This window comes from Sorangium sp. So ce204 (genome assembly GCF_051526795.1).
GTDB lineage: Bacteria > Myxococcota_A > Polyangia > Polyangiales > Polyangiaceae > Sorangium > Sorangium cellulosum_B.
In genome coordinates this window covers 2,072,262-2,089,477 of the sequence record NZ_CP150317.1, presented here as the reverse complement: position 1 = coordinate 2,089,477, position 17,216 = coordinate 2,072,262, and the positions used below count along the sequence as shown (strand labels likewise).

At 72.1% G+C, this 17,216-nt stretch carries 11 protein-coding genes and 1 pseudogene; 6 read left to right on the top strand and 6 right to left on the bottom strand.

The genetic code is table 11. The annotated features are described in order from the left end of the window. Window position 1: 1 nt before the first annotated feature. The 5 genes and pseudogenes from WMF22_RS07845 to WMF22_RS07825 form a co-directional block, all read right to left on the bottom strand. A complete protein-coding gene (locus tag WMF22_RS07845; protein WP_437298488.1) occupies window positions 2-796 on the bottom strand; it encodes a hypothetical protein in 795 nt (264 codons plus the stop codon). Continuing rightward, window positions 793-1,806 (bottom strand): AAA family ATPase, encoded by a 1,014-nt coding sequence (locus tag WMF22_RS07840; protein WP_437301541.1) that lies wholly within the window; start codon window positions 1,804-1,806, stop codon window positions 793-795. The genes WMF22_RS07845 and WMF22_RS07840 overlap by 4 nt, the downstream gene beginning before the upstream one ends. An 84-nt stretch (window positions 1,807-1,890) precedes the next feature. Then, window positions 1,891-2,190: pseudogene (locus WMF22_RS07835) on the bottom strand (AAA family ATPase); the annotation flags it as partial. A gap of 190 nt (window positions 2,191-2,380) precedes the next feature. Beyond that, window positions 2,381-4,069, bottom strand: coding sequence for a hypothetical protein (locus tag WMF22_RS07830; protein ID WP_437298487.1), 1,689 nt, complete (start codon window positions 4,067-4,069; stop codon window positions 2,381-2,383). A 57-nt stretch (window positions 4,070-4,126) separates the two neighbouring features. Next, window positions 4,127-5,605 (bottom strand): hypothetical protein, encoded by a 1,479-nt coding sequence (locus WMF22_RS07825; protein WP_437298486.1) that lies wholly within the window; start codon window positions 5,603-5,605, stop codon window positions 4,127-4,129. Window positions 5,606-5,754: 149 nt separating this feature from the next. On the opposite strand from WMF22_RS07825, the gene WMF22_RS07820 reads away from it, so the two are divergent. From WMF22_RS07820 to WMF22_RS07805, 4 genes are all read left to right on the top strand, one after another. After that, window positions 5,755-6,348 carry a hypothetical protein gene (locus WMF22_RS07820; protein ID WP_438035363.1) on the top strand — a complete coding sequence of 198 codons (594 nt, stop codon included), beginning with the start codon at window positions 5,755-5,757 and terminating at the stop codon, window positions 6,346-6,348. Between the two features lie 363 nt (window positions 6,349-6,711). After that, window positions 6,712-7,779, top strand: coding sequence for a hypothetical protein (locus WMF22_RS07815; protein WP_438035362.1), 1,068 nt, complete (start codon window positions 6,712-6,714; stop codon window positions 7,777-7,779). A gap of 335 nt (window positions 7,780-8,114) precedes the next feature. Continuing rightward, on the top strand, window positions 8,115-9,122 hold the full coding sequence (locus tag WMF22_RS07810; protein ID WP_438035361.1) for a hypothetical protein: 1,008 nt from the start codon (window positions 8,115-8,117) through the stop codon (window positions 9,120-9,122). 316 nt (window positions 9,123-9,438) lie between these two features. After that, window positions 9,439-11,607 (top strand): substrate-binding domain-containing protein, encoded by a 2,169-nt coding sequence (locus WMF22_RS07805; protein WP_437298482.1) that lies wholly within the window; start codon window positions 9,439-9,441, stop codon window positions 11,605-11,607. A gap of 30 nt (window positions 11,608-11,637) precedes the next feature. On the opposite strand, the gene WMF22_RS07800 is transcribed toward WMF22_RS07805, so the two are convergent. Beyond that, a complete protein-coding gene (locus WMF22_RS07800; RefSeq protein ID WP_438035360.1) occupies window positions 11,638-12,621 on the bottom strand; it encodes a LysR substrate-binding domain-containing protein in 984 nt (327 codons plus the stop codon). Between the two features lie 126 nt (window positions 12,622-12,747). Here WMF22_RS07800 and WMF22_RS07795 point away from each other — a divergent pair, with 126 nt between their 5' ends. Beyond that, a complete protein-coding gene (locus WMF22_RS07795; RefSeq protein WP_437298480.1) occupies window positions 12,748-15,915 on the top strand; it encodes an efflux RND transporter permease subunit in 3,168 nt (1,055 codons plus the stop codon). Continuing rightward, window positions 15,912-17,183 carry an efflux RND transporter periplasmic adaptor subunit gene (locus tag WMF22_RS07790; RefSeq protein ID WP_438035359.1) on the top strand — a complete coding sequence of 424 codons (1,272 nt, stop codon included), beginning with the start codon at window positions 15,912-15,914 and terminating at the stop codon, window positions 17,181-17,183. The genes WMF22_RS07795 and WMF22_RS07790 overlap by 4 nt, the downstream gene beginning before the upstream one ends. Window positions 17,184-17,216 lie beyond the last annotated feature (33 nt).

Below are 17,216 nucleotides of genomic sequence, written 5' to 3'. Positions count from 1 at the left end.
GTCAGCGCGCGAGGCGGGTGGCGCCGCGGCCGGGTGAGGGCGAGCGGAGCGCGGCTCGACTCATGGCCGCGTACTCGGCGTCGTCCGCGACGCTTCGATCGAGCCACGCGCGGGCCTGCGCCCGCACGGCAGGGTCGACCTCTGGCTGGCCCGCGATCACCTGCATGAGGCGGATCCTCGCGAGGTGATCGCGCCTGCGCTCCAGGAGAGATGGTCGCTCGTTGAGCTGCAGCACCTCGTCGATCGTGGCTTTGGCGCGCGGGTTCCCCTCGATGGCATAGGCGTACTCGTCGCGAAAGCCGATGCTCCGCTCGGGATCCTCCTGCGCGGGATGAACGAGGAGCGGCGCCTCCGCGGCCAGCCTGGCGCGCGCCGAGCGGGCGCGCTTCCGGGGATCACGCAACGGGAACAGGTTCCTCTTGTGCTTCTCGTTGCAGAGCACGCACGAGAAGAGGAGATTGTCCCACGCGTACGCCAGCCAGTAGTACCCCGGGCGCTCGACGGGCGCCGTCCGCGCCTGCTGCACCGCGGCCTTGGGCCGATAATGCTCCACGTCCCCGTGAGCGACGTGCTTCACCTTCGACTCGCAGTAGCAGCACTTGCCGTGGTGAGCCGCCTCCAGCGCCTTCTTCACGGCGGGGTGGGCATAGACCGCGACCTCGAAGTCGAGCGTCGCCGCGCCGCGCTGGATCGACGCGCGCGCGCCGCGGTACGAAGCGCAGACGGCCGCGCGCGCCGCGGGCGCCTTGTCTCGCAGCTTCCTGGGCGCCTGCTCCGGCTTCTTGACCCGGATCATCTGGACGCGCCGCCACCGGCCTTCTTCAGCGAGCGCGCCGCCTGCTGGATGATGTCCATGGCCTCCATCTGCTCGGGCGTCTCGCCGGTCGGCAGCTCGCCGATCTCTCGCTCGACGCGCTCGAGCGCGCGCCGATCCGCCGTCGAGAGGCGGGGCTTGGTCAGGATCTCCCGGCGTTCGGCGAGGAGCGCGTCGAGCACGGGCGGCCGCGCGCTCGGCAGCCCGAACAGGTCGCTCGTCAGGATCTGATCGACCCGCCAGTTTCGGACCGCCGCGCCGCTGTTGTCGATGACCACGTGGTCGCCCTCACGACGCAGGACGACGATGTTGGCGTTCTCCGCCGCCTGGACCACGAGCGGGCTGTGCGCGGTGACGATGAACTGGACGTTGGGGAAGCGCTCCGAGAGATAGCTGAGCAGCTTCCGCTGCCAGGCCGGATGCAGGTGCAGGTCGATCTCGTCGACGAGGACCACGGCCGGTTCCGCGAGGGGGTTCTCGCTGTCGGGGTAACGCTCGTAGAGGCGGCTGGCGAAGTCGACCATCCACGCGAGCAGGGTCTTGTAGCCGAGGCTCAGGCCCTGGAGGGGCACCCAGCCGTAGGGCGTCTCGAGCAGGATACCGGGGCGGGGGCGTGCAGGGTTATCGTCCAGATCGGCGAGGATCTGGATGTCCTCGACCTCGGGCAGCAGCTCGATGAGCATCGATCGGACCGCGTCCCGGCGGGCGCGAGCCCGCGCCTGGTGCGGCGAGGGCTTGTTCGCGGCGTAGTCGGCCTGGAGGAGCCACTCCTCGGCGTTGCGCAGGGGCACGTGATCGTGGAAGAGGGTGGCGATCGGATCGTCGTCACGGGGATCCGTCAAGGCGCTCGCGCCCATGCGACGGGAGGCTCCGTAGGCAACACAGAAGAGATCGGCCAGCTCGACCCGCTTGGCGATATTGCCACGGCCTCGGGAATGTTCGACCTTGGCACGCAGTGTCTCCGCGCGAAACTTGGATTCAGGTGCAGAGATCAGGCCGCCGAACGAAATACGGTTCTCAAGGTTTGCACTTCGTGCCGAGGAACGTAGCAGTTCTTCCTTGTTGATGAGAAACTTCGATGGCGAAATGATGTGACAGACAACGTACTCCGGCGCTTCGTCAGCCAACACCGGCCGGCTGGCGACGAGCGCCTTCAGCAGCGTCGTCTTCCCGACCCCGTTGTTCCCCAGGATCACGGTCCATTGCCGCGGCTTCCCCTCGCCGTTCGACAGGTCGAGCGTCTGCGCCGGCCCGAAGCAGCGCACGTTCTCCAGCGTGAGCGACAAGAAGTAGACGCCATGGGCGCCCTTGCTCGGCCCCAGCTTCCGCGCGGCCCGGTGCCTGGCCCCGCCCGCCGCTGCCTTCCTCGTCGTCATCTCGCCTCCCTATCGCCCATCAACCCGGCCAGGGCAAGCCCGGCCGGCAAGGGCATGCCCGTGGAGCCAGGAGGTCCTGGTGGCTCCGCCTGCGCGCGCCGGCAGCCCCTCCCCCGGCTGGCGCCGGTACACCCTGGTCGCTGGGTCGTCGAACTGTCGAGGTCACGGTGCAGGCGGGCACGAACAGCGCCTAATCCCAGATGCGCACCACCATGAGCCCCAGGTTCGACCGCTTCCCCGCGGCCACGATGCGGCCGTCACGCTGGACGGTGACGGCGTAGAGATAGTTCTGGTCCGGATGGTCGTCGAGCACGACGGCGCCCGAGGCGCCGAACCCGGCGTCCCTGGAGCCGTCCGGCAGGAACCGCAGGATCGAGGCCGTGATGCCCGAGCTCACGGTGCCGCCCGCGACCGCGCCGAGGATCTTGCCGTCGGCCTGGAGGGCGACACCGTAGCCCCGCACATAGGGCTTCTCCTCGCCGCTCGCGTTCACCATGCCAGTCCCGCCGAACGTCGTATCCGCCGAGCCGTCCGCGTTGAAGCGCGCAAAGGCATGGTGGTTCACGCCGTCGAGCGCATATCCCACGAGGACCGGCTTCCCGTCGCTCCCGAGGGCGAGGTCGTTATCGTTGTAGGGCGTCTGCGAGAGATAGGCGATGCCGCCCGTTCCGAAGCCGGGATCGAGCGCCCCGTCGCGATCGAGCCGCACCGCAAGGAAGGTCGGGCCCGCGTCCCGCTCGGTTCCTCCGGCGACGATCTGCCCGCCCTCTCCGAGCGCGACCGAGTGCAGCGGGCGGTTCTCGAACGAGACGATGCCCGAGCCGCCGAAGTCGCGATCGACATCACCCATGGAAGAGAATCGCACGACGATGCCGCGGTTGCCCGGCTTCCCGACGCCGGCGGCGATGATCCAGCCGTCGCTCTGGACGGCGGCGTCGAAGCCCTCCGAGCCGCTGATCAAGGCAGGATCGAGCCTCGCGACCCCGCTCGCGCCAAAGGCCTGATCGATCCCGCCGCTCGCGTTGAACCGGACCACCGCGAGCTGATCGTCCCGCGTCCCCACGGCCAGAATGCGCCCGTCCGGCTGGAGGGCCAGCGACTTGACCGTTCCCTCCTGGCCGACGACGAGGCCCGCTGTGCCGAACTCCGGATCGAGCGCGCCGCTCGGCAGGAAGCGAGCGAGACCCCAGGTCGCTCCGTCGACGCCGGCGACGAGGATCTTGCCGTCCTCCTGGACGACGATGGCACGCGCCTCGTGGGGCGTGCCGCTGGTGGCGATGCCCTCGCCGTCGAACGATGCGTCGAGCGTCCCCGGCAGATCGGCGACGAGCAGCGAGACCGGCAGCTCCCGATCCTCCAGCCCGGGCGTGCTGGCCACGAGCGAGGGCGCGGCGCCGCCGACCACCGCGAGCGGCTCCGCGGTCAGCGTGAGCACGCCGGTGGCCTCGCCATCCGAGACCACGACCGGGCTCGCCGTGACGCCGCTCGGCAGGCCCGACAGCGAGAGCGCGACGTCACCCACGAAGTCGTCCGAGCGGGTGACGGCGACGGTGAGCGACGTCGAGCCGCCGCGCACCACGCGCGCCGCCGCCGGGTCGAGCGCGATCGAGAAGCCCGCCTGCGGCGCCCCGCCGCCGTTGCCGTGCGCGGACAGGTCGCCGCCGCCGCCGCCCGACGCGGCGGCCCCACCGGCGCCGGCGCCGCCGTCACCGCCGGCCCCGTCGCGCGAGACGTCGTGAATGCCGAGGATGCCCTGGCAGCCGAGCGCGAGGGAGCCCGCGGCCGCCCCGGCGAGGAAGGCCCCGCGCGCGAGCCGGACGCCGCGGGCTGGCCGGGGCAGCGCGCTCCTCTGCGCGAGCGGCGCGATCGGGAGGATCATGCCGGCAGGCTACCACGTCGGCCCCCCGCCGGACGCAGCGCCACGACGGCGCCGGGATCACGCGCTCGGAGACAAGGCGCTCTCGACCTCTTGTGCGAGCTCATTCCACTCGGGGTACCCAGACCGGTACGGCTCGACAGAAAGGCCCTTCAGAAACCGGAGGACCGACCGCGCGATGACGTCCACCTCGTGGCGCGGCGCCATCGGGTGAGAGCGCCATGCATGGAACCGCTCGACCACCTCCCGAGGCTCGAACGGAAGACAGCGCGAGCTCGGGCTCGGCTCGGGATCCGGATAGGAGGCCAGCACCTCGATCTCCTGCCGCAGGAGCTCGAGCGCCCCGCGAGGATCGGCCTCTTGCAGGAGGCGCGCGTACTCCCGGTACGGCGTGTGGTGCGACGGGCTCAGCCGCAGGGCCTTCTCGTAGTAGAACCGCGCCCGATCCGGATTGCCCAGCCGATCGCGGTACAGGTCCCCGAGCCTGCCATACGCCTCGACCGTCCCCGGATAGAACCGCTTCACGTCGTAGTAATCCGGGTGGGAGGAGTACGAGTTCCTCGGGGAGAAATCGGGCTCGAGCTCGGCGAAGCGCGCGTAATGCTCTGCGGCCTGCTCATGAGCGCCCCGGCGCTCGTGGAGCTCTCCCAGGTAGAAATGATTGACCGTGTAGAGGCGCGGGTCGTGATAGGCCCGCGACACGTTCTCCAGATACCGCTCCTTCAAAGGCGCGCGCGGCATGACCTGCGCCGCTCCGCCCCGCCCCCTCGTCATGAGCGTCTCCGCCAGGTGGAAGGAGCGGAGGAGATGGCGCTCCGCCTGGTCCGATCCGTGATAATGCCACAGGAACTGGCTGCTGACGATGTAGGCCCCCAGCGGGTGGATGCTGTCCTCGTCCATGAACGGATCCGCGTGTTGATAGGCGGACTCGGACTGGAACGAAGGCGCGATCTCGTCCCACCAGCGCTCGAGCTGGCGAAGCGACGCGAGCGCGCGCTCCAGCGACATGTTCAGGCTCCGCTCGGAGTACCAATGGTAGATATCGTACGGCATGCGCAGGAAGTCGACGGCCTGCTTGAACGACGTGAGCTCCTCGCTGGACAGCGCCCGCCGCCTGGTCACGTCGTACTCGACGCGAGCGAGCCCCGGGTGCGCCCACCGGATCTGCTCCTCTTCCTCCTCCCGGAGCTCGGTCTGCAGAAGGTCGATCACTGTATCGATGTTCTCCCGGTTCGGCTCGTCGTCCTCGACCTCGCGGGCGGCCTGCAGGACGGGGATGAACCGGGCCCAGCAAACCCTGGTGTCGTAGACGCACCAGGCCGCATGGAACCTGACCAGCGAAGACGGAGACCGCAGCGCGCGCTCGTAGAGCGACGCGATCCGGTCGTCGAGCGCGGCTTCACTGCACGACGCCTCCGCCAAGAGCAGGAGCGGCTCCGCCGTGCGGGCCAGCTCGCGGTCAGCCAGGTCGATCAGCTCATCGCGGGTGTACTGCGAGAGCGCCTCCCTGCCGAGCCGCGTGACCGCATCCTGAGCCATGAACCAGGGATTCAATCACAATGGACACGCAGACACAGGCGTTTCCTTGGTCCGCGATGCCCGGGCGTCCGCCGCGCCCGGACGGTCCGCCGCGCCAGGAGCGCCAGGCACAACTGTACATCCGTTCAATGATCTGCTAGCCGATCGGCATGCGCCCCCGCAAGGCCGCCGCCGCCGCCGTCGTCGTCGAAGAGCTGCCGCCCGCCGAGGAACCCATCGACGCGATCCCGCCCGACGACACCGGGGCGGACGAGCCGAGCTCCGCCGTCCGGGAGCCGCTCGATCTCATCTGCATCGACTGCGGCAGCAGCGGCCGCGGTCATGACGGCTGCGCGCACCGCGAGCGCGCCCGCTTCCACGCGCCGCCGCGGGCAGCGCTGGAGCTCGTCGCGCGCCTGCGCCGGGCAGCCGCCGAGCACCGCGCCGCCGCCCGCGCCCTCCGCGCCCTGGTCACCGCCGAGCACGCGCGCGGTCGCGCCGAGATCGAGCGGGCGGATCCGGTCGAACCGCCGCAGCCCGAGGCGGAGCCGGAGCCTCCCTCGCCGCCGCGGCTCGAGATCGCGGCGCCGGAGCCGCCCGCGCCGCCCGCCGTCTGCCCGCGCTGCGCCGAGCAGACCGAGGGCGAGCCGACGGAGTCCGGGGCGCCGCCGCGCCGGCCGAAGCGAAAGGGGCGGGTGGCCCTCGAGCAGCAGGCGTTTCTCTTTTCGAGCGATTCCGAGCAACGCTCGCCGCACGGGACCTGAGCCGCGACCAGGGCGCAGCCGAAGGAATCGGAGACCCGGGATCGGCGTTAGGCTGCGCCGATGTCCCCGAGCCCATCCCGAGCTCCTCGCTTGCGCGCCGGAGGCGGCGCTCTGACCGCCGCGCTGCTCTGGCAACTCGCCTGCACGGGAGGGGCTCCACCGGGAACTCTACCCATGACCGGAGCGCGCCGGTCGCCCGCGCCGCCCCGGCAGGAAGACGCAGCACCACCGCGCCCGCCGCCCGTGGAGCACCAGAGGACGCCTGCGCCGCCGCCAGGGCCAGCCCCGGGTGAAGCGCCGCTTCCAGCCCCGGGTGAAGCGCCGCTTCCAGCCCCGGGTGAAGCGCCGCTGCCACCCGATGTCGTGGCCACGATGCAGGCGCTCGCCGCGCTCGACACCAGCGCGGAAGGCATCGGGCTGAGCGCGCCCCCGGCGGGAGCTCCCGCGCTGCTCCGCGCCTTGAAGGCCGAGCTCCGAGGCGTCGTCGGGCGCGCGCTCGACGCGGTCGAGGGCGCGCCGGCCGCCGCACGCGCCCGCGCGATGGCGGAGCTCGGGCGGCTCGGCGTCCGCCCCGCCGGCGAGGAACGGCGGTGGGGCAGCCTCCTCGACCTCCGCGTCGAGCGGCCCGCGGCGCACCCCGAGCTCCGGGTCGCGCTCCTGACGCTCGCGGTCCCGTGCGGCGAGGACTCGTCTCTCTACGTCTTCGAGCGGGGCCGGGCGGGCTTTCGCCTCGCGCTCGCTCACGAGAGCGATCCGTCGGAGCGGACGTCGGAGGGAAACCGGCTGTCGTACGGCTTCCTGCCGGGCCGACCGAAGGGGCGCTGGGCGCTGGCCGTCTCGAGCGCCGAGTCGTCCTGTGTCTCGCTCTGGAGGACGCTGACCACGAGGGTGCTGCTGGAGGGATCAGACCCGCTGCACCCGCGCGCGGCCTTCGCGAACAGCCTCCGATTCCACATGCCGGCCGGCTACACCCTCGCGGTGTCCGCCGGGGGCTTCACGCTGCGCTGGACAGGCGACCCGACCTTCCTCCCGTGGTACCCGCGCTGGGACGCCCTCGCCGCGCGCTACACGGTGGAAGGCGACAGCGTGCGTCGAGCGCGGCCCCTCGCGCCTGACGCGGAGTCGTTCGTGTACGCCTGGCTCGGGCTCGAGTGGGCAGAGGCCGAGCGCTGGCTCTGCCCGGCGGCGTCGCCGTCCGCGGGCGAGCGCTGGCACCGGGAGCTGCGCGCAGCGCTGCCAGGGCTCGCGTCGACACCGCAGCTCGACGCGTGCGGGGGCCCCGACGGGGAGGATCCCACGAAGTGCGAGGACGTGGAGCTGTGGCTGACGCGCCCGGGCCTCGCCCGGTCCACCGCGACCACCCACGTCCTCCTGGCGAAGCAGGGCGCGGACCGCTGCGTCGAGCGCGTGTTCTCGCGGGTGAAGCCATGAGAGGTCCGGGCGGCGGCTCGGTCGAGAGCAGGATGCTCGCGGCGGCGATCGCGCGACCGGCGCGGCGGCGCCTGCGCGGACTGGCCCTCTCTTGCGCAGCCTGCCTGTCGCTCGCGCTCACGGCGTGCGCGGCCCCCGCGCCCGAGGCGAGAGGACCTCTGGTACCTCGGCCGGCAGCCCGGCCCGCGACGCACGGCGCGCCCGCAGCCCCCGCCGCAGCCCTCCCAACAGCCCCCTCACTCGCCCCCCCAGCGGACGACGCCACGGACCTCGTGAGGGAGGCGCTCGCCCCGTTCTTCGCCGCCCCGAGAACGAGCGCGGCCGACGATCAGGCCATGTGGCTGACCCCGCGGGTGAGCGTGGAGAAGCTGCCGGCGGAGTGCTGGGAGCTGGCGCCGGAGCAGGACGCAGCCGGGCTGGCGATCGTCGCGCTGCACCGGCGCGAGCGCGGCCCCGTCCAGTGCGCTCCGTTCAGCGCGCGCCTCGCGCCGTTCGCCACGTTCGCCGTCGACAGGCGCGCTGGCACCGTGCGCTGGTGGGACGAGGCGGCGCCCCGGCCGATGCGCGAGTTCTTCGCCACGCGCGAGGAGTCCCTGAGAGCAGCCGTCTCGGCGCTGGAGGAGCGCTTCATCGACGACGCCATCGCCTGGGGAGGCACGACCGCGCTGCGCGTCGAGGGCGAGACGGCCACGCACCTCCACGTGTCCGTGCTCTCGCCCGACGGCCGCAAGCGGCTCGCGCGCTTCCGCGTCGACAGGCGCACGCGCGAGCCCTCGTGGGACGACAACGGCGAGCTCCGCGGCTACGCGGCGTTCAAGGCGAGCTGGTACCGGGACCATCACCCGGCGATCACCGCGCTCGGCCAGCTGCTCGAATGGAAGTGGTCCGGGGTCGATTCGCTCACGCTCGAGGCATCCCACGGCCACGCCTTCGATCTCGTCGCCCGGGCCGGGGAGACGTGCTCCCCGGCAAGCCGCATCTGCGCCACGGAGCGATTCCGCGTCGATATGCGGCGCGGCGCGGCGATGTGGCACGACGGCAAGGCCTACGTGCCCATCGAGCGATTTCTTCAGGACCTGGAGCGGAAGGGGCAAAGGGCCGTCCTCCTGGCCAGGGCCTGGGCGCTGAAGCAACGAGGGCCCGCCGGCGCCTCCTGCATCGCCTTCCGGCCCGAGGGCGTCGACAGGGCGAGCGCGCACGTCCGGATGCACCTCGCCCCGCCGTGCAACACCTCCCCGATGCTGATGACGCTCGCGTGGTACTTCGTGGACCTGCGCACAGGCAAGGTGTGCTCGTCCGAGGACGACACGTGCGGTTCGGAGTCCGGGCAGGGGAGACCATGACATGGGCCGGCGTGGCGCGGGCCCCATGAGGCCGCCCGCCGCGGCGCCCTTTCGGCGCGCGACAATCGGGGCTGACAAGCATCGCCATCCATCCGATACTCGCGCCGCTTGCCGCACAGCACGGCCATCAGCAGGCGACCGGGAGCCGGACGTGGGGACGCGGGAACGCTGGAGCTCGAGACGACGAGCGCCGGCTCGCGCCGCGAGCGCGCCGCAGAGCGCCATGGCCACACGGGTGTCGCGTGCTACCAGGTTGCGTTTGTGATCGCGTCACGACGGAAGGCGGGCGCTGAGGACCACCGAGGATGCTGCCACCATGTCGCTCGATAGAGCCATCGGCATCATGTGCCCCGACATCTGGGGCAGCTATGTTTGCGAGCTTCTCGGCGGTATCCAGTCGGCCGCCGCGCGCGCCGGATATCGGGTGATCGCCATTAGGGCGTCCCCGCGAGACGTCCACAGGCTGCGGCTCGCGCGAGACCAGGTCGACGGGTGGATCGCGCTCATCGACGCGGCGGAACTCGATCCCTTCCTCGACGACGGCCGGCCCGTCGTGACCCTCAGCGCGCGCGCGAACGATGACGCGCGCTGTCCCTGCGTCCTGCCCGACAACCACGGTGGCGCCCTCTCGGCCGTACGCCACCTGCTCGACCACGGCCACGAGCGGATCGTCTTCGCGGGCCACATGGCGCACGAGGACATCCGGCAGCGCTTCCAGGCCTACCGGGACGCGCTCGAGGAGCGCGGCATCTCGTTCGACCCCGACCTCGTCTTCGATCTTCCGAACAACGAGCGGGCGAGCGGCCGGCTCGCCGTGCGGCGCCTGCTGGAAGAGGGCGTCACCTGCACCGCGATGTTCATGTCGGCCGACAAGGAGGCGCTCGGGGTCCTCGACGCGTTCGCCGAGGCAGGCATCCGCGTCCCCGAGGACATCGCGCTCGTCGGGTTCGACGACATCGAGGCGGCCCGGTACGCCTCGCCGCCGCTGACGACGGTCCGCCAGCGGTTCGACCGGCTCGGCGGGATGGCCGCCGAGCTGCTCATCGACCTCCTCGCCGGGCGGGAGCTCCCCTGCGCGGCGCACATCGCGCCGACGACCCTGGTCCTGCGCCGCTCCTGCGGCTGCTCACCCGCCCCGGCGCAGCGCGACGCGCCCCCGTCGTCCCGCAGCGCCGCGGCGAGCTCCCGCGCGCCCGCGTCGGCCCGCAGCGCCGCCGCGCCGGCCGGCGCGCTCGCGCGGGAGCTCGCCGCGCTCGCGAGCGCCTCGACGGCCCTCGATCCGAGCTCGCCGGCGGAAGAGGTCTGGCCCGGGGCGACGGAGGTGGTCCTCGGGCTCGAGGCGGCCGTCTGGGGCAGGCCCGGCCCCGCTGCCGCGGCGCTGGAGAGGGCCTGGCGAGAGGCCGCGGAGCAGATGCCCGACATCGACCAGCTCCTCGAGATGGTCGACCGGCTGGAGCGGGCCGGCCGGACGATGCTCCGCGGCGCGGCGGACGCCGCCGCCGAGCGGCGCGTCGCGGCGTACATCCGGGCGGCCCGGCGCGCCGTGATGGAGGGCCGGGTCGCGATCGAGGCGGCCCGCGCCGACTACCTGAACAACCTGCTCGACATCAACCTCGTCATCCGGGAGACGCTCCTGGCGGACGCGGGCGGCGGCGGGAGCAAGCTGAGCTGGCTCTCCGCGGTGCAGATGAGCTGGGGCTGCCTCGCCGTGTGGGAAGCGCCCGGGGACACGGCTCCCCAGCTGCGGGTCGTCGAGAGCTGCTCCCCCGGAGCGGCGGCCGCCACGCCGGAAGCGGGCGCGCGCGTCGCGGCCGAGGCGTTCCCGCGCGGCGACTGGCTGCCTGCCGCCGCCCGGCGGAGCGACCACGTCCTCCGGCTCATCCCGCTCCGCAGCGAGGGTGAGGATCGCGGCGTCCTCGCCGTCTGCGCCCCGGTGAGCAGCCCGCTCGGGCTGGATCACCGGGACATGGAGATGTGGGTGGCGATGCTCACCGCGGCGCTCGAGCGCGCGTCGCTGATCGATTCGCTGATCGAGCAGGAGCAGCAGGCGCGCGCCGCCTACGAGCGCGAGCGCGCCCTCGCGGACGACGTGCGCCGGCTCGGGTGCCCGGTCATCCCGCTCGACCAGGGCGTGCTGCTCGTGCCGCTCGTCGGCGCCATCGATCCGGAGCGCGCGCGCCACGTGCTCGAGGTGGTGCTCGCGGAGCTCAGCCAGAAGGAAGCCGAGGTGCTGCTGATGGATATCACCGGCGTGCCCTCCGCCGACATGCAGGTCGCGGGGTCGCTGATGAAGACGACCCGCGCCGCCCTCCTGCTCGGCGCCGAGGTCATCGTCGTGGGGATGCGGCCGCAGGTCGCGCAGGGGTTCATCCGCCTCGGCATCGACCTCCGGGGGATGACGCTCCACCAGACCCTCGGCAGCGCGCTCTCGGCGCTGCGCCGCAGGCGGCAGCCGCTCGACCCGCCGCCGGGCCCCCGGGCCTGAGCCCCCGGCGCGCGCCGCGCCTCGGCTCCGCTACTCCGCTGCGTCCGGCCTCGCCGCGGCGGCCCCGCGGGCACGGCGGCCGCGCTTGCCTTCCCCGGGCTCCCCCGGCGCGCCGCGCGCCGCGCGCGGCTTGCCCTTGCTGACGCCGACCCGCCGCACGAACGACAGGAACTGCCGGAGCGTGGGGGACGCGTCGTCGGCGCGCCACGCGACGAGCAGATCGGTCGACGGCGCCCCGACGATCGGGCGCAGCGCGAGCCCCTTGCGACCGACATTCTTGATGGATTCCGGCAGGATAGAGACGCCGAAGCCCGCCGCCACCAGGCTCAGGATGTCGAGGTGCAGCGCCTCCTGCGCGATGCGCGGGGAGAAGCCCGCGGCGCGGCAGAGCCCCATCACCAGGTCGAAGAAGGCCGACCCGCGCTGGCGCGGGAACACGACGAACGGCTCGCGCGACAGGAGCTCGAGCGGGATGCGCTTCCGCCCGGCGAGCGGGTGATCGGCCGGCAGGGCGACGAGGAGCGGCTCGCGCCGGACGCACTCGGACGCGAGCCGGGCGTCGTCGAGCGGCGCCCTCACGAAGCCGACGTCGATGCGCCCGTCCTTCAGCGCCTCGATCTGCTCCTGCGGCGGCATCTCGCGGAGCGCGAGCTCCACCGCGGGGAGCTCCCCGCGAAAGGTGCGGACCAGCTCGGTGATGCCGCTGTAGGCGAGCGACGACAGGTACCCGACCACGAGGCGCCCTGTCTCGCCCACGCTCGCGCGCCGGGCCTCGTGCACCGCGAGTTCGAGCGCGTCGAAGACCCGCCGGACATGGGCGAGGAGCACCGCGCCCGCGGGCGTCAGCTCGACGCGCCGCCGCGAGCGATCGAAGAGCGAGAACCCGAGCTCGGACTCGAGATCCTGGATCTGCCGGCTCAGCGGCGGCTGGGCGATGCCGAGCCGCTGCGCCGCGCGGCCGAAGTGCCGCTCCTCGGCGACGGCCGTGAAGTACCGGAGGTGACGTAGATCCATACCTTGAAGGTATCGTGTGATACGAAAGAATAGATTGGACGAACGTCAAGGGCACCCTAAATGCGGAGCCTGCCCTCAGGCGCCACCCCCGGCCGGGGCGCTCCGGAGGGGGACGGGAATTGGCCCATGTGGCTCGTCCGGATCGCGCTTCAACGCACGTACACGTTCATCGTGATGTCGATGCTGATCGTCATCCTGGGCGTGTTCACCGTCGTCCGGATGCCGACGGACATCTTCCCGGACATCGACATCCCGGTCCTGTCGGTAATTTTCAACTACGGCGGCCTCCCCCCCGAGGAGATGGAGAAGCGCATCGTCAACAACTACGAGCGCTTCCTCACAACCACCGTCAACGACATCGACCACATCGAGAGCCAGTCGCTCACGGGCATCTCGATCATCAAGATCTACCTCCAGCCCGGCGCCAGCATCGAGGCCGCGACGGCGCAGGTCGCGGCGGTCTCGCAGACGGCGATCCGCATGATGCCGCCCGGCATCAGCCCGCCGCTCATCATCCGCTACAGCGCCGCCAGCGTGCCGATCCTGCAGGCCGCCCTGGAGAGCGAGTCGCTGAGCGAGCAGCAGCTCTTCGACTACGCGGTCAACTTCATCCGCGCCGACATCGCCACCATCCGCGGCACGCAGATCCCGTGGCCCTACGGCGGCAAGCAGCGCCAGATCATGGTCGACATCGACCCGCAGCGCCTCTTCGCCTGGGGGCTGTCGCCGCGCGACGTGAACGCGGCGCTCGGGCTGCAGAACGTCATCCTGCCCTCCGGCACGGCCAAGATGGGGGAGAACGAGTACCCCGTCATCATGAACAGCAGCCCCGAGGCGTTCGAGGAGCTCGGCAACCTGCCGCTCAAGACCGTCAACGGGAAGACCGTTTACCTTCGCGACGTCGCGAGCGTGCGCGACGGGAACACGCCGCAGACGAACATGGTGCACGTGGAGGGCAAGCGCAGCGTGCTCCTGAGCATCCTCAAGAACGGGAGCGCGAGCACGCTCGACGTCGCCTCGCGCATCCACGCGATGCTGCCGGCCACGCTGGAGAAGCTCCCGAAGGAGCTCAAGGTCTCGCTGCTCTTCGATCAGTCGGTGTTCGTCCGCGCCGCGGTCTCCGGGGTCGTGCACGAGGCGCTGATCGCCGCGGGGCTCACGGCGCTCATGATCGTGCTGTTCCTCGGGAGCTGGCGCAGCACGCTCATCGTCGTCATCAGCATCCCGCTCTCGATCCTCGTCTCGATCATCGCGCTGAACGCCCTCGGCCACACGCTCAACGTGATGACGCTCGGCGGGATGGCGCTCGCGGTCGGCATCCTCGTCGACGACGCGACCGTGGCCATCGAGAACATCCACAGGAACCTCGGGCAGCGGAAGCCGTTCCTGCGCGCCATCGTCGACGGGGCGCAGGAGATCGCCGTCCCGGCGCTCGTCTCCACGCTCTGCATCTGCATCGTCTTCGTGCCGGTCGCGTTCATCACCGGCGCCGCGCGGTCGCTCTTCGTGCCGATGGCCATGGCGGTCGTCTTCGCCATGCTCACGTCGTACTTCCTGTCGCGGACGCTCGTCCCGACGCTCGTGCGCCTCCTGCTCGAGCGCGAGGCGGCGGAGCACGCGCACGGCCACGCCGCTCCACAGGGCCTCTTCGGGCGCGTCTTCGCCGCGTTCAACCGCGCCTTCGACCGGCTGCGGGCGGCGTACGGCGGGTGGCTCGCCTGGGCGCTCGCGCACCGCGCCCTGTTCGTCGGGGCGTTCCTTGCGCTCGTCGCCGCCTCGGTCGCGCTGATCCCGCTCCTCGGCCGCGACTTCTTCCCGACCGTCGACGCGGGGCTCATCAAGCTCCACGTGCGCGGCCCGCCGGGCACCCGCCTCGAGGAGAGCGAGCGGCGCTTCGCCCGGATCGAGGAGACCATCCGCGGGGCGCTCCCGCCGGGCGAGATCCGCACGATGCTCGACAGCATCGGCATCCCGGCGAGCGGCATCAACCTGTCGCTCAGCGAGGGCGCGCAGATCTCCTCGGCCGACGGGCAGATCTTCATCGCGCTCGCGGAGCACCACCGGCCCACCGCCGAGCACGTCAGGACGCTCCGCGCGAAGCTCAACGCGGCGTACCCCGACACGACGTTCTTCTTCCTCGCCCCCGACATCTCGACGCAGGTGCTGAACTTCGGCCTCGCGGCGCCCATCAACGTCCAGGTGGTCGGCCCGATCGGCAAGGAGGACGAGACCTACGCCGTCGCGCTGAAGATCGCCGAGCGCATGGAGAAGATCCCCGGCGCCGTCGACGTCCACCTCGCGCAGGTGCCGGCGAGGCCGCAGCTCCGCATCGACGTCGACCGCACCATGGCCGACCAGCTGGGGCTCAGCCAGCGCGACGTGGCGAGCGACGTGCTCGTCTCGCTCTCGTCGAGCGGGCAGACGTCGCCGACCTACTGGCTGGACAAGCGCGGCGTGCAGTACCTCGTCGCCGTACAGACGCCCCAGTACGCGATGGCGTCCATCGACGACGTGAACGCCACGCCGCTGTCGACAGGCGACGGCCGCCCCCAGCTCCTGTCCAACGTCGCGTCGATGTCGCGCGCGACCGGGCCGGCGAACATCACCCATTACAACGTCGCGAGGACGTTCGACGTCCAGGCGAACGTCGACGGCACCGACCTCGGCTCGGTCGCGGGCGCCGTCGCGCGCGTCGTCGACGAGCTCAGGCCCGAGCTGCCGCGCGGGACGAGGGTGACCATCAAGGGGCAGGCCGAGAGCATGGACACCTCGTTCACGGGGCTCGGCTACGGGCTCCTCTTCGCTGTCGTGCTCGTCTACCTGCTGATGGTCGTGAACTTCCAGTCGTGGCTCGACCCGCTCATCATCCTGATGGCGCTCCCGGGCGCGGTGGCGGGCATCGCGTGGGTGCTGTTCGTGACGCACACGACGCTGAGCGTGCCCGCGCTCATGGGCTCGATCATGTGCGTCGGCGTCGCCACGGCGAACAGCATCCTCGTCGTGACGTTCGCGAACGACCAGCGCAAGCTGGGCCGCGACGCGGGCACCGCGGCCCTCGCCGCGGGCATGACGCGCCTCAGGCCGGTGCTCATGACGGCGCTCGCGATGATCTTCGGCATGCTGCCCATGTCGCTCGGCCTGGGCGAGGGCGGCGAGCAGAACGCCCCGCTGGGGCGCGCGGTCATCGGCGGTCTGCTCGTCGCGACGCTGAGCACGCTCTTCTTCGTGCCCGTGATGTACAGCCTCCTCCGGAACAAGGCCCCGGCCAGAGACCTGCTCGCAGAGGACCTATGAGCTCCCCCGCCCGCCGCGCCCCTGCCTCCCCTACCACGTCCCCTCCCCCGTCTCCGGGCCACCCTGCCGACGACCTCGGGTTCGATCTGCCGCCGCCCGCCGTGCTGACGAGGACCCGCGGCCTCGCCCTCGGCGTGGGCCTCGTCGTCGTGCTCGGGGCGGCGTTCGCCGCGGCCTACCTGCCCCGCCGCAGCGCCCGCGCCGCGCTCGAGCAGGGCGCCCGGGCCGCCGAGGGCGCGGCCCCGCGCGTGGGGGTCGTCGCGCCGCAGCCGGTGTCGAGCGACCGGGCGCTCGTCCTGCCCGGGAGCATCCAGCCCCTCGCGGAGACGGTCGTCTACCCGCGCGTGAGCGGCTACGTGCGGACGTGGACCGCGGACATCGGCGACAAGGTCGAGGAGGGGCAGATCCTCGCCGAGATCGACACGCCCGAGCTCGATCAGGAGCTCGCGCAGGCCCGCGCGCAGCTCGTGCAGGCGAGCGCCGGCCTCGTGCAGGCCGAGGCCAACCGCGACCTGTCGAGGTCGAGCGTGAAGCGCTACGAGCAGCTCGTCCCCGCGGGCGTGGCGCCGCAGGAGGAGCTCGAGCAGCGGCAGGGGCAGGCGCACGTCGCCGAGGCGAGCGTCACCGTCGCGCGCGCGGCGATCACCGCGCAGCAGGCGAACGTCCAGCGCATCCTGGATCAGAAGAAGTTCGCGAAGGTCGCCGCGCCGTTCGCGGGGACGGTCACCTCGCGCACGACCGAGCGCGGGGCGCTGGTCACGGCGGGCAACGGGACGCCGCTCTTCACCATCGCGGCGACCGACCCCGTGCGCGTCTTCGTGGGCGTCCCGCAGGACGTGGCGCCCAGCGTGCGGGTCGACGCGCCGGCGAAGGTCACGGTGCGCGAGTTCGCGGGGCAGCCGTTCCAGGGCACGATCGCGCGCACGGCCGGCGCGCTCGACGCGGCGACCCGGACGATGAACACGGAGGTGCGGGTGCCGAACCCCGACGGCCGCCTCCTCGCCGGCATGTACGCGGAGGTCGCGCTGACCTTGCCCACGCCGCACCGCGTGCTCGAGATCCCGGCGACGGCGCTCTACAACGACGCCAAGGGGCTGCGCGTGGCCGTCATCGACCCCGGGAGCAGGATCCGCTTCGCGCCGATCGTCGTCGAGCGCGACACGGGCGCGACGATCCAGGTGTCGACCGGGCTCGACGGGAGCGAGCGGGTCGTGAAGCTCGCGAACGCGGAGCTGAGCGAGGGGATGGCGGTCGAGGTCGTCCCGTGACCAGCCGGCGCCGCCCGCCGCGGGCGGCGTGAC